10 protein-coding genes are annotated in these 13,548 nt (G+C 67.2%); 6 read left to right on the plus strand and 4 right to left on the minus strand.

Annotated features, from left to right (window positions below; all coding sequences use genetic code 11):
* Positions 1–107: 107 nt before the first annotated feature.
* The 3 genes from BM345_RS17465 to purN form a co-directional block, all read right to left on the minus strand.
* Positions 108–1,379, minus strand: coding sequence for an RsmB/NOP family class I SAM-dependent RNA methyltransferase (locus BM345_RS17465; RefSeq protein ID WP_093381530.1), 1,272 nt, complete (start codon positions 1,377–1,379; stop codon positions 108–110).
* A gap of 51 nt (positions 1,380–1,430) precedes the next feature.
* Positions 1,431–3,293, minus strand: coding sequence for a M48 family metallopeptidase (locus tag BM345_RS17470; RefSeq protein WP_093381531.1), 1,863 nt, complete (start codon positions 3,291–3,293; stop codon positions 1,431–1,433).
* Between the two features lie 108 nt (positions 3,294–3,401).
* Positions 3,402–3,995, minus strand: coding sequence for a phosphoribosylglycinamide formyltransferase (gene purN, locus BM345_RS17475; RefSeq protein WP_093381533.1), 594 nt, complete (start codon positions 3,993–3,995; stop codon positions 3,402–3,404).
* Between the two features lie 86 nt (positions 3,996–4,081).
* Between purN and BM345_RS17480 the strand changes: the two genes are divergently transcribed.
* A complete protein-coding gene (locus tag BM345_RS17480; RefSeq protein ID WP_093381534.1) occupies positions 4,082–5,263 on the plus strand; it encodes an acyl-CoA dehydrogenase family protein in 1,182 nt (393 codons plus the stop codon).
* A 94-nt stretch (positions 5,264–5,357) separates the two neighbouring features.
* Positions 5,358–6,473 carry an acyl-CoA dehydrogenase family protein gene (locus tag BM345_RS17485; RefSeq protein WP_093381536.1) on the plus strand — a complete coding sequence of 372 codons (1,116 nt, stop codon included), beginning with the start codon at positions 5,358–5,360 and terminating at the stop codon, positions 6,471–6,473.
* Positions 6,474–6,551: 78 nt separating this feature from the next.
* On the opposite strand, the gene BM345_RS17490 is transcribed toward BM345_RS17485, so the two are convergent.
* The gene (locus BM345_RS17490) at positions 6,552–7,109 is read right to left on the minus strand and encodes an HNH endonuclease (RefSeq protein ID WP_093381763.1); all 558 of its coding nucleotides are present in this window, start codon (positions 7,107–7,109) and stop codon (positions 6,552–6,554) included.
* A gap of 141 nt (positions 7,110–7,250) precedes the next feature.
* Between BM345_RS17490 and BM345_RS17495 the strand changes: the two genes are divergently transcribed.
* From BM345_RS17495 to BM345_RS17510, 4 genes are all read left to right on the plus strand, one after another.
* Entirely contained in the window at positions 7,251–8,276 is a 1,026-nt protein-coding gene (locus BM345_RS17495) for a bifunctional riboflavin kinase/FAD synthetase (protein ID WP_093381537.1), read from the plus strand.
* A 196-nt stretch (positions 8,277–8,472) separates the two neighbouring features.
* A complete protein-coding gene (gene ileS, locus BM345_RS17500; RefSeq protein WP_093381538.1) occupies positions 8,473–11,337 on the plus strand; it encodes an isoleucine--tRNA ligase in 2,865 nt (954 codons plus the stop codon).
* Entirely contained in the window at positions 11,337–11,843 is a 507-nt protein-coding gene (gene lspA / locus BM345_RS17505; protein WP_093381764.1) for a signal peptidase II, read from the plus strand. Before ileS ends, lspA begins: the two co-directional genes overlap by 1 nt.
* Before the next feature lie 43 nt (positions 11,844–11,886).
* Positions 11,887–13,545, plus strand: a complete 1,659-nt coding sequence (locus BM345_RS17510; protein WP_093381539.1) for a Na/Pi cotransporter family protein — start codon at positions 11,887–11,889, stop codon at positions 13,543–13,545.
* Positions 13,546–13,548 lie beyond the last annotated feature (3 nt).

The raw sequence follows: 13,548 nt of genomic DNA on the forward strand, positions 1-13,548 counted from the left end.
CACTCAGGTTAAGGACTTATTTTACCGGACCGTCCCGAAAAAGACCCTTGATTTCCCTCAGGAAAGGGAGCGAATCAGCCGATTAGGTTGAAACACCCAATTCAAGTTCACTTGCGTTTCCAGACCGCCGCGAAAAAGCCGTCGGTATCGTGCCGGTGGGGCCACAGCCGCAGGTAGCGGGTGCCGGTATCGCCGCCGCTGCACATGCGCGCTGCCCCTTCCACCTTCAAGGCAGCCAGCAGTTCGCCGGCGTCCTGGATCTCGAAATCGGGGTTGGCGGCGCCAAAAGCCTCTGCAATTGCCTCGTTTTCCTGCGGCAGCACGCTGCAGGTCGCATAGACCAGCCGCCCGCCGGATTTCACCAAGCGGGATGCGCTCTGGAGAATGGCCGCCTGCTTGGCTGTCAGTTCCTCGACACCCTGCGGTGATTGCCGCCATTTCAGGTCCGGATTGCGGCGCAAGGTCCCCAGGCCGGAGCACGGGGCATCGATCAGGACCCGATCAATCTTGCCGGCCAGGCGCTTGACCCGGTCATCCCGCTCGTGGGCGATCGCCGCCGGGTGGACGTTCGAGAGTTTGCTGCGCGCCAGCCGGGGCTTGAGCGCATCCAGCCGATGCGCCGACACGTCGAAGGCGTACAGCCGCCCCGTGTTGCGCATGCAGGCACCGATGGCCAGGGTCTTGCCGCCGGCGCCGGCGCAGAAATCGACCACCATCTCGCCGCGCTTGGCGTCCAGCAGCAGGGCCAGCAGCTGGGAGCCTTCGTCCTGCACCTCGATGGCGCCACGGGTGAAGGCGTCGAGCTTGGTGAGCGGCGGCTTGCCGTCGATGCGCAGGCCCCAGGGCGAGTACGGCGTGGGCGTTGCCGGGATGCCGGCCTGCTTCAGCTCGGCGCGCACGTCCGCCCGCTTGTCGTTCAGGGCATTGACGCGCAGGTCCAGCGGGGCGGTCTTGAGCATGGATTCGGCCAGGGGCCAGAACTCGTCGCCGACCTGCGCCTTCAGCGGGCCGACCAGCCACTCGGGCAGGTTGTGCCGATGGCGCTCCAGCAGGTCGTCCGGCTTGATGGCGTCGCAGGCCTTCAGCCAGTTGGACTCCACGGGGTTGAGTGCACTGTGAAGGAAGTCGCGCGGCCCGTGGAAGCCCAATATGGCCATCCGGCGCTCCTTCGGCCCGCTGCCGGATGGCGAGAAATGGTCATAGCGCAGCTTGTTGCGCAGGACGTTGTAGACGGTCTCGGCGAGGGTGGCGCGCTCGCGCGGGCCGAGTTCGCGGTGCTCGCGGAAGTAGCGCGAGACGACGGCGTCCGCGGGATGGTCGAATTTCAGGACCAGGCCGACGAGTTCGGCGGTGGTGTCCAGCAAGGCTTTGGGGTGCATCCCCCGATTGTCCCATCGCCCCGCTCGCCGGCGGCGCAGGGCAAGGACAGATCAGCGCAAGGTGCGCGTCCAGATCGGGACGCGGGCGTGGCGCTGGATGTCCTGCAGCGTGGGTGAATGGCCGGCCCACAGCACCAGTGCGGCACCGGGCAGGCTCAGTGTCTGCTCGAGCTGGCGGCACAACTGGTAGCGCTCCTCGTCAACCAGGCCGGGCAGCTCGACGAACAGGATGTAGGCCCGGCGCCAGGGAAACTCGCGCAAGGTCTTGCGCACCAGCCAGGCCCGCGACACGGGGTGGCATCGAACCAGGTCCGCCTGCAGTTCGCCCATCTCGAAATCGCTCAGGTCGTGCGTCGCGATCTGGCTGAAGAAAGGCGTGCCGGTGATCTCTTCCCAGGCGCGGCGTTCGGCCTCCTCGGCATCCTTCAGGCGGCCGCGCCACTGCTTGAGCGCGGCCTCGTCGTGCGGACCGGCCTCGGGGTTCTCCAGCAGCGCGACCGCGGTCTTGGCCGCCCACCAGCGGCTGGCCGTGCCCGAATCGTGCAGGCGCGTGAGCGCCGGCAGGCGGGCCGCGCGATCCAGCGCCGGCAGCATCTGCACATAGCCTCGCAGCGCGCCGGCATGCTCGGGCGTGATCTCCAAGGCGCGCTCGTAGCGGCCGCGCACGTCGGCGTTCATGTCCAGGCGGCGCTCCAGGTCGGCCCACTCGACCATCTCGTCGGCGTTGTTGCGCCCGGCGCTGGCGGCCAGCGCATCGACGCGCTCGCGCACCCGAAGCAGGTAGCCGTGGTGCTGCTTCCAGTCGTTGGCGTGGTCGCGGCACCACTGGTGGTCGAAGTGCTCGACCCACTTCTGCCCCTGGTTGGCGAGCATGTCCAGCGCGGGCTTGGCGGACCAATCGGGAAGCACAGCCTTTTCCTCGAATGCCTCGAGGCGGTCGCGCAAGACCGGGTGGGTGTCGTCCACGTCGCTCACCCGGCGCATGGCGCCACGCAGCGCCTCGCGGGCAAACACCGGTTCCGGCGCGGCGCGCAGCTGCGCGCGCAGCGTGGTGAAGGGCCCGACCGGTTCGGTTTCGGCGGCGGCACGTGCCCAGTGGGCCTGCCAGAAGCTTTCGGCATACCAGGCGCCCTTGACGGCAATCTCGGTCAGCGCGGCCGCCGCCACCGAAGTGCCCAGCAGCTTGGCCGAGATGCGGTCGGCCTCGTACTCGTCCTGGCGGGCCAGCGCGAAGGTCTTGGCGGCAAAACGCGGGAAGTACCAGCGGAAGAAGGCCTGCGACACCGTGGCCATGATTCCTTCGTTGCGCTGCAGGCTCTCGTCGAGCTTGAGCCAGGAAAGGCGCGTGCGGTAGATCCAGGCACTGAGCCGGCCGTGGTTGCCGCGCAGGTGGCCGTATTCGTGCGCCAGCACCGACAGCAGCCGGCGGCGGTCCAGCGCCATCAGCAGCGGCAGGCCCACGCTCAGGTAATTGACGGCGCCCCCCAGCAGGCCGAAGCGCGGCAGCTGCCGGATGCTGGCGTTGAAGTCGCCGTCGAGGTAGACGTGGTGGACCGGCGGGCCGTTGATGCGGTCGCGGATGCGGTCCAGCGCGTCGAACAGGCGCGGCGCGTCTTCACGCTCCAGCCGCACGCCCTCGGGCTTGTCGAGGCTGACCCACAACGCCCGCAGGGTCGCCGACAGCAGGCCCAGCGCAAACACGCCCAGCCAGACACGGTTGAAGTTGCTCAGGCCCGGCCGGCCGAAGGAGGCGGCAATCCAGACGAGGATGCCCACTGCCAGCACCAGGCAGGCGAGCACCCAGGCGTAGCCGAGCGCCGCGAAGAACGCGACGCCGCGCCTGTAGCGTGCGCTGTCGTCGGCACTGTCGTGCTCGCTCAGACGCACCAGGTGGACAAAGTCGGCCCGATCCAAATCAATCCCTTACAAATTTAAAAGAATGTTAAACGTCAACATTGCCAGCCAAGCTGCGAAATCGACGCACCAAGGGCTTCCGTGAATTAAGCCCGTGGTGAAATTGCCTCAGGCCGTGACCGATGTCGCAAGGAAGGCCTCGACGGCTCGGGGGTAGAGGACGTGTTCCTGGGTGAGCACCCGCGCGGCAAGCGACTGGGGCGTATCGCCCGGCATCACCGGCACCGCCGCCTGCGCCAGGATCGGGCCCAGGTCCAGGTCGGCCGTGACCTGGTGGACTGTGGCACCAGCCACCTTGCAGCCCGCATCGATCGCGCGCTGATGGGTGTCCAGGCCCGGAAAGGCCGGCAGGAGGGATGGATGGATGTTGATCAGCCGACCCGCGTAGTGCGCCACGAAACCGGCGGTGAGGATGCGCATGAAGCCGGCCAGCACCACCAGCGCCGGCTGGTGCCGGTCGATCACCTCCGACAACGCCGCATCGAAGGCCTCGCGCGATGCGAAGTCGCGGTGCTTCACTACCTCTGTGGCGATGCCGCGTTCACGCGCGAAGGCCAGGCCCTCGGCCTCCTCCTTGTTGCTGATGACGGCGGCCACGCGGGCGCCGAATCTTTCTGCCCAGCGCCCGGAGTTGGCTTCGTTCACGATCGCGGCCATGTTGGAGCCGCCCCCCGAGATCAGAATCACTATGTTCTTCGTCATGCAGACGAGGATTATCCTTGTGTCGCGTTTTGGACTGGGCCGCGCGAACGAGCGTGCTAAAAACTTGGATTCTCTGGAGACATCCCATGGATTTGGCCTTTACCCCCGAGGAACAGAAGTTCCGCGAAGACATCCGTGCCTGGGTTGCGGAAAACCTGCCCAAGGAAATTTCGCACAAGGTGCACAACGCCCTCGAACTCACGCGCGACGATCTGCAGCGCTGGGCCAAGATCCTGGGCAAGAAGGGCTGGCTGGGCTACGGCTGGCCCAAGGAATTCGGCGGCCCCGGCTGGACCGCCGTGCAGAAGCACCTGTTCGAGGAAGAGACCGCGCTGGCCGGCGCGCCGCGCATCATCCCCTTCGGCCCCGTGATGGTGGCGCCGGTGATCATGGCCTTCGGCACGCCCGAGCAGCACAAGCGCTTCCTGCCCGGCATCGCCAGCGGCGAAGTGTGGTGGAGCCAGGGCTACAGCGAGCCCGGCTCGGGCTCCGACCTGGCCTCGGTGCGCACCCGCGCCGAGCGCAAGGGTGACAAGTACATCATCAACGGCCAGAAGACCTGGACCACCCTCGGCCAGTACGGCGACTGGATGTTCAACCTCGTGCGCACCAGCACCGAGGGCAAGCCGCAGACCGGCATCAGCTTCATCGTGCTGGACATGAAGTCGCCCGGCGTGACCGTGCGCCCCATCAAGCTGATGGACGGCGGCTACGAGGTGAACGACGTCTTCTTCGACAACGTCGAGGTGCCTGCCGAGAACCTGATCGGCGAGGAGAACAAGGGCTGGACCTATGCCAAGCACCTGCTCTCGCACGAGCGCACCAACATCGCCGACGTGAACCGCGCCAAGCGCGAACTCGAGCGCCTCAAGCGCATCGCCAAGAAGGAAGGGGCCTGGGACGACACGCGCTTGCGCGACGAGATTGCCAAGCTCGAGGTGGACGTGGTCGCCCTCGAGATGCTGGTGCTGCGCGTTCTCTCGGCCGAGAAATCGGGCAAGAACTCGCTGGACATCGCGGGCCTGCTGAAGATCCGCGGCAGCGAGATCCAGCAGCGCTACAGCGAACTGATGATGCTGGCGGGCGGCCCCTACTCGCTGCCGCTCATCCGCGAGGCCATGGAAGCGGGCTGGCAGGGCAACTTCCCCGGCGGCCATCCTGAACTGGCGCCGCTGGCCAGCACCTACTTCAACATGCGCAAGACCACCATCTACGGTGGTTCCAACGAAGTGCAACGAAACATCGTGGCGCAAACCCTGCTCGGCTGACGCCGAGCAGGGTTCGCGCCGTGCGCGAACAGACTGCTCCCCCGCGCCCCCTCCGAGAGGGGGCTCCAGCAAGAGCTTCGCTAAGGAATACAAAATGGACTTCAATTTTTCCGACGACCAGCAGCAGCTGCGCGAGGCCGTCGCCAAGTGGGTCGAAAAGGGCTACACCTTCGAGCGCCGCCAGGCCATCGAAAAGGAAGGCGGCTTCTCCCGCGAAGCCTGGGACGAACTGGCTGAGCTGGGCCTGGCCGGCCTGTACATCCCCGAGGACGAAGGCGGCCTGGGCATGGGTCCGGTCGAAGGCATGGTGGTGATGGAAGAGCTGGGCCGCGGCATCGTGCTGGAGCCGTTGGCGCAATCCTTCATCGCCGGCGCCGTGCTGGCCGCCCACGCCGACCAGGACACCAAGGACAACTGGCTGCCGCGCATCTCCGGCGGCCAGGCGCTGGTGGTGCTGGCCTACCAGGAACGCAAGGCGCGCTACAAGCTCGACGTCTGCGAGGCCAAGGCCAGCAAGGGGGCCAACGGCTGGACCGTGTCGGCCACCAAGAGCCTGGTGCCGGCCGGCGACCAGGCCGATGCCTTCCTCGTGCCCGCGCAGGCGGACGGCAGGATCGCCCTCTTCCTGGTCGAGCGCGCCGCCAGCGGCGTCGAGACGAAGGGCTACGGCACGCAGGATGGCAGCCGCGCTGCCGAAGTGGTGCTGAGCAACGCCGCCGCCACGCTCATCGCCGCCGACGGCCTGCCGGTGCTGGAGAACGCCGTGGACATCGGCATCGCTGCCCTCTGCGCCGAGGCCGTGGGCGTGATGGAGAAGACCCTGGCCATCACGGTCGAGTACCTCAACACGCGCAAGCAGTTCGGCGTGCTGATCGGCAGCTTCCAGGCCCTGCGCCACCGCGCGGCCGACATGAAGATGCAGCTGGAGCTGGCCCGCTCGATGAGCTACTACGCCAGCCTCAAGCTCAACGCCCCGGCGGCCGAGCGCCGCCAGGCGATTGCCCGCGCGAAGTACCAGGTGGGCCAGTCGATGCGCTACGTCAGCCAGAACGCGGTGCAGCTGCACGGCGGCATCGGCGTGACGGACGAATACATCGTCAGCCACTACTTCCGCAAGCTCACGCAGATGGAAATGACTTTCGGCGACTCGCTGCACCACCTGGGCGAGGTGGCGGCGCGCATGCAGGACACGGCCGGCGTCTTTGCTTGATCGATCCAGCGCGAGAACAAGACAAAACGCCCGCAGGCTTAGCGCCTGCGGGCGTTTTTCTTTTCCTGGGCGGGGCTGCTAGCCGTGCAAGCGCGAGTTGTGCGGCAGGTGCGCCATCAGGAACTCCATCTGGTCGGCCAGGATGCGGCGGTTGCGCAGGATGAAGTCTTCCCAGAGGCTCGGCACGTAGGGCGTGTAGAGCAATGCCATGCCGGCCTGCTCGGGCGTGCGGTTGCTCTTGCGGTGGTTGCAGGGCCGGCAGGCGGTGACCACGTTCATCCAGGTGTCGACGCCGTTCTGGGCGAAGGGCCGGATGTGCTCGCGGGTCAGGTCCTCGTCGTGGAAATGGCCGCCGCAATAGGCGCAGATGTTGCGGTCGCGCGCGAAGAGCTTGCTGTTGGTGAGCCCGGGGCGCTGCGCGAAGGGATTGATCTTGGGCACGCCCTTGGTGCCGATGATGCTGTTGACGGCGATCTGCGACTGCTGACCCGTGACGGCGTTGTGGCCGCCGCGGAACAGCGCCACCTGTGCGCCGACTTCCCAGCGCACCTCATCCGCCGCATAGTGGGTGACCGCCTGTTCCAGCGATATCCACGACTGCGGCAGCCCTTGGGCCGACAGCTTCAAGACCTTCACCACCTACGCCTCCTCGTACAAAACAGGAACCGGGGCAATCGATGCCGATCAACGCGTCACAATATATACCGCTTTCATGACAAACAGCCTGCCAGGGGCCATCGGCCGGGCACGGCGTGCTATCAAAAAGATACTCCACCCATGCAGATCTTCCGCGGTTTCCGTCATCCGGGCGTGGCCCCGGCCTGTGCGCTGACGATCGGCAACTTCGACGGCGTGCACCGGGGGCACCAGGCCATGCTGGCGCTGCTGACCACGGAGGCGCGCCATCGCGGCGTGCCCAGCTGCGTGATGACCTTCGAGCCGCACCCGCGCGACTACTTCGCCCAGATGGCCCGCAAGCCCGAACTGGCCCCCGCACGCATCGGCACCCTGCGCGACAAGCTGAGCGAGCTGGCCGCATGCGGTGTCGACCAGACCGTGGTGCTGCCCTTCGACGCGCGCCTGGCCGGCCGCCCGGCCGAGGCCTTCATCGAAGACGTGCTGATCCAGGGCCTGGGTGCACGCTACGTGCTCGTGGGCGACGACTTCCGTTTTGGCGCCAAGCGGGTCGGCGACTACGCCATGCTGGACGCGGCCGGCGCGGCGCGCGGCTTCGACGTGGCCCGCATGATGAGCTACGAGGTGCATGGCCAGCGCGTCTCCAGCTCGGCTGTGCGCGAGGCCCTGGCCGCCGGCGACATGGCCCACGCCCAAGCCCTGCTGGGCCGCCCCTACGCCATCTCGGGCCACGTGGTGCACGGCCGCAAGCTGGGCCGCGGCCTCGGCGCGACCGAGCCGGGGCGCGACGACGGCTTTCGCACCCTCAACCTGCGCTTCAAGCACTGGAAGCCGGCCGCCAGCGGCATCTTCGCGGTGCTGGTGCACGGCCTGTCCGAAACGCCCCTGCCGGGCGTGGCCAACCTGGGCGTGCGTCCCTCGCTGGACGCCAACGACGTCAACGGCGGGCGGGTGCTGCTGGAGACGCACTGCCTCGAATGGCCTGCCCACCTGGGCGCCGAAGGCGCCTACGGTAAAATCGTGCGCGTGGAACTCCTGCACAAACTGCACGACGAGCTGCGCTACAACAGCCTCGAGGCCCTGACGGCGGGTATCGCCAAGGACCGGGACGACGCGCGTGCGTTCTTCGGGTCCACCCACCGGCAGACCTCGCGCGACCGAATTTGAGCGGCGGAAGGTCTGGCTTCGCTTCCGCCTGGCGCTTCGCAACCCGATCGCCCTCGCTGCTGCCAAGAATTCTTTCCGCCGGTCCCCAGTACGAGGACGCCTGCCGGCACTTGCCGCGTCCTTGAAGAACCCCATTCGTTGGCGCTGCCTGAAGGCGGCGCTGCCCAGGACACCTCGGAATTCTCACGGACACACCATGGCTGACACCCCCACCGAAGACAGCGCGGCCGCCACCGACTACCGCGCCACGCTGAACCTGCCCGACACGCCCTTCCCCATGCGCGGCGACCTGACCAGGCGCGAGCCGGGCTGGGTCAAGGAATGGAACCAGGAAGGCCGCTACCAGCGCCTGCGCGACGCGCGCCACGGCGCGCCCCGGTTCATCCTGCACGACGGCCCGCCCTACGCCAACGGCCAGATCCACATGGGCCACGCAGTCAACAAGATCCTGAAGGACATGATCACCAAGGCGCGCCAGCTGGAAGGCTACGACGCGCTGTACGTGCCCGGCTGGGACTGCCACGGCCTGCCGATCGAGAACGCCATCGAGAAGAAGCACGGCCGCAACCTCAGCCGCGACGAGATGCAGGCCAAGAGCCGCGCCTATGCCACCGAGCAGATCGCGCAGCAGATGGTCGACTTCCAGCGCCTGGGCGTGCTGGGCGAGTGGACGCATCCGTACAAGACCATGGACTACGCCAACGAGGCGGGCGAGATCCGCGCCTTCAAGCGCGTGATCGAGCGCGGCTTCGTCTATCGCGGCCTCAAGCCCGTGTACTGGTGCTTCGACTGCGGCTCCTCGCTGGCCGAGTTCGAGATCGAGTACCAGGACAAGAAGAGCCAGACGCTGGACGTCGCCTTCAAGTCGCACGAGCCGGCGAAGCTGGCCGCGGCTTTCGGCCTGCCGAAGCTGGACAAGGACGCCTTCATCGTCATCTGGACGACCACCGCCTGGACCATCCCGGCCAACCAGGCGCTCAACCTCAACCCCGAGCTGGAGTACTCGCTGGTCGACACCGAGCGGGGCCTGCTGGTGCTGGCCGCCTCGCTGGTCGAGATGTGCATGAACCGCTACGCGCTGGACGGCAAGGTGCTGGCCACCGTCAAGGGCGAGAAGCTGGGCGGGCTGGAGTTCGAGCATCCGCTGTACGACGTGGACGCGGGCTACCGCCGCCTCTCGCCCGTGTACCTGGCCGACTACGCCACCGCCACCGACGGCACCGGCATCGTGCACTCGTCGCCGGCCTACGGCGTGGACGACTTCAACTCCTGCATCGCGCACGGGGTGAAGTACGACGACATCCTGAACCCGGTGCAGGGCAACGGCTCCTACGCCCCCGACTTCCCGCTCTTCGGCGGCCAGAACATCTGGAAGGCCGTGCCGGTCATCATCGCCGCGCTGCGCGATGCCGGCCGCCTGCTCACCACCGAGACCATCAGCCACAGCTACCCGCACTGCTGGCGCCACAAGACGCCGGTGATCTACCGCGCGGCCGCCCAGTGGTTCATCCGCATGGACGAAGGCGAAGGCGTGTTCACGAAGGACAAGGCCGGGCAGACGCTGCGCCAGATGGCGCTGGCCGCCATCGAGGAGACCAGCTTCTATCCGGAGAACGGCAAGGCGCGCCTGCACGACATGATCGCCAACCGGCCCGACTGGTGCATCTCGCGCCAGCGCAGCTGGGGCGTGCCCATCCCCTTCTTCCTGCACAAGGATTCGGGCGAGCTTCACCCGCGCACCATGGAGATCCTCGACCAGGCCGCGACCATCGTCGAGCAGGGCGGCATCGAGGCCTGGAGCCGCGTGAGCGCGGAAGAGATCCTGGGCGCGCAGGACGCGCCGCACTACACCAAGAGCACCGACATCCTGGAGGTGTGGTTCGACTCCGGCTCCACCTTCCAGCACGTGCTTCGCGGCACGCACGCGCCGCAATTCCACGAGACCGGCCCCGAGGCCGACCTCTACCTGGAAGGCCATGACCAGCACCGCGGCTGGTTCCATTCCTCGCTGCTGCTGGCCTGCGCCCTGTACGGCCGCGCGCCCTACCGCGGCCTGCTGACGCACGGCTTCACCGTGGACAGCCAGGGCCGCAAGATGAGCAAGTCGCTGGGCAACGGCATCGACCCGCAGGAGGTCAGCAAGAAGCTGGGCGCCGAGATCATCCGCCTGTGGGTGGCCGCGAGCGACTACTCGGGCGACATCGCCGGCGACGACAAGATCCTCGCCCGCGTGGTGGATGCCTACCGCCGCATCCGCAACACGCTGCGCTTCCTCCTGGCCAACACCAGCGACTTCGACATCGAGAAGGACCTGGTGCCCTTCGAGGAGATGCTGGAGATCGACCGCTTCGCGCTCAGCCGCGCGGCGCAGTTCCAGGCCGAGATCCTGGCGCACTACAAGGTCTACGAGTTCCACCCCGTGGTGTCCAAGCTGCAGGTCTACTGCAGCGAGGACCTGGGCGCCTTCTACCTGGACGTGCTCAAGGACCGCCTCTACACGACCGGCGCCGGCTCCAAGGCGCGCCGCAGCGCGCAGACGGCCCTGTGGCACATCACCCAGGCCATGCTGCGCTGGATGGCGCCCTTCCTGAGCTTTACCGCCGAGGAAGCCTGGGCCATCTGCGCCACCGGCGAGGACAAGGGCCAGTCGATCTTCACCCAGACCTACCTGGCGCTGGGCGAGCCCGACGAGGCGCTGCTGGCCAGGTGGAACCGCATCCGCGAGGTGCGCGACGTGGTCAACAAGGAGATCGAGAACGTGCGCGCCGAAGGCAAGGTGGGCTCCTCCCTGCAGGCCAACATCAGCCTCTCGGCCAACGAGGCGGACCACGCCCTGCTGGCCAGCCTGGGCGACGACCTGAAGTTCGTGCTGATCACCTCGGCCGTCGAGCTTCTCTCGGCACCCGAGCTGGCGGTGCAGGTTCAGCCCAGCACGGCGCTCAAGTGCGAGCGCTGCTGGCACTGGCGCACCGACGTCGGCCATGACGTGGACCATCCCACGCTGTGCGGCCGCTGCACCAGCAACCTGTTCGGCGCGGGCGAAGAGCGCCGCATTGCATGATGAGCGGCACTCCTACTCTCGCCAGCAGCGGCCGGGCCGCCATCTGGCCCTGGCTGCTCATCGCCCTCCTGATCGTCATCGCGGACCAGTTCACCAAGGCGGTGATCCTGGGCAACTACCGCTATGGCGACCAGACGGTGGTGACCAGCTTCTTCAACATCGTGCGGGCGCACAACACCGGCGCGGCATTCTCCTTCCTGGCCGATGCGGCGGGATGGCAGCGCTGGATGTTCACCGGCATCGGCGTGGCCGCCGCCGTGTTCATCACCTGGATGCTGCGCTCGCATGCGGGGCAGCGGCTGTTCTCGATGTCCATGGCGCTGATCCTGGGCGGCGCCATCGGCAATGTCATCGACCGCATGATGCACGGCTACGTGGTCGACTTCCTCGATTTCCACCTGGGCGGCCGGCACTTCCCTGCCTTCAACCTCGCCGACAGCGCCATCACGCTGGGCGCCATCTGCCTCATCCTGGACGAACTGCTGCGCATGCGGCGCAAACGCTAGCGCACAACGCGCGCCCAACCGGCGCGTATAGTTGTCCGCATTCATGAAGCATTTGTTGAACTTGCTGGCAGCCATCGCGCTGCTGGTATGGGGAACCCATCTCGTTCGAACCGGCGTGATGGGCGTGTTCGGTGCCAACCTGCGCGACTTCCTCGCGCACAGCATGCGAAACCGCTTCTCCGCGGCGCTGTCGGGCATCGGGGTCACGGCGCTGGTGCAGTCGAGCACCGCCACCTCGCTCATGACCTCCTCCTTCGTCGGCCAGGGCCTCGTGGCATTGCCGGCGGCGCTGGCGGTGATGCGCGGTGCCGACGTGGGCACCGCCCTCATGGCCGTGCTGTTCTCGGTCGATTTGTCCTGGCTGTCGCCGCTGTTCATCTTCGTCGGCGTGGTGCTCTACGTTTCGCGCCAGGCCACGCAGGCGGGCCGCTTCGGCCGCATCCTCATCGGGCTGGGGCTGATGCTGCTGGCGCTCCAGCTGGTGGTGGCAGCCACCGGCCCGCTGTTCGCGGCACCGCCGGTTCGCGCGCTGCTGGCCTCGCTCACCAGCGACGTGCTGCTGGAGATCACGCTGGGCGCCCTGCTCGCGGTGCTGGCCTACTCCAGCCTCGCGGTGGTGTTGCTGGTGGCGGCCATGGCCAGCTCGAACGTGGTGCCGATGGACGTGGCCCTGGGGCTGGTCTTGGGCGCCAACCTGGGCAGCGGCTTGCTGGCCGTGCTGACCACCGCCAAGTCATCGACGCCGGTGCGGCAGGTGACCATCGGCAACCTGATTTTCAAGATCCTGGGCGTGGCGCTGGCGGCACCGTGCATCGGCCTGTGGCTGCGCTATCTGCGTCCGCACCTGGAAGACCCGCAGGTGGTGGTGCTGTTCCACCTGGCACTCAACGTGGCGATGAGCGTGCTGTTCATCGGCCTGACCGACTGGGTGGCACGGGCCATGACCCGGCTGATGCCAGAGCCGATGCAGCCGCCCTCCAGCCGCCGCCCGCAGCACCTGGACCCGTCGGCGCTGTCGACGCCCAGCCTGGCGATTTCGAACGCCGCGCGCGAAGCCATGCACCAGGCCGACCTGGTCGAGACCATGCTGATCGGCATGCTGGAGGTGATCCGGCGCAACGACCTGAAGCTGGCCGCCGAGCTGCGCAAGATGGACGACGACGTCGACCGCCTCTACTCGGACATCAAGTACTACCTGACCAAGATCTCGCGCGAGGCGCTGGGTGAAGCGGAGAGCCGTCGCTGGACCGACATCATCAGCTTCACCATCAACATGGAGCAGATCGGCGACATCATCGAGCGGGTGATCATCGATATCGAGGACAAGAAGATCCGCCCGCACCGCAACTTCTCGGAAGCCGGCATGAAGGAGATCGTGGAACTGCACGAGCGCCTGCTGGCCAACCTGCGCCTGGGCATGAGCGTGTTCCTGGTCGGCAACCTGCACGACGCGCAGCGCCTGCTGGAAGAGAAGGTGCGCTTCCGGGAGCTGGAGCACCACTACGCCAGCACGCACCTGCTGCGGCTGGCGGAGCAGACCACCTCGAGCATCGAGACCAGCTCGCTGCACATCGACCTGATCAGCGAGCTCAAACGCATCAACTCGCACATCTGCTCGATCGCCTACCCGATCCTGGACTCGGCGGGCGCGCTCGCACCCAGCCGGCTGCGCGCATCGCGCCTGGCTGACCTGGGCTCATAAGAA

Source organism: Variovorax sp. OV329 (genome assembly GCF_900114785.1).
Classification (GTDB): Bacteria; Pseudomonadota; Gammaproteobacteria; order Burkholderiales; family Burkholderiaceae_C; genus Variovorax.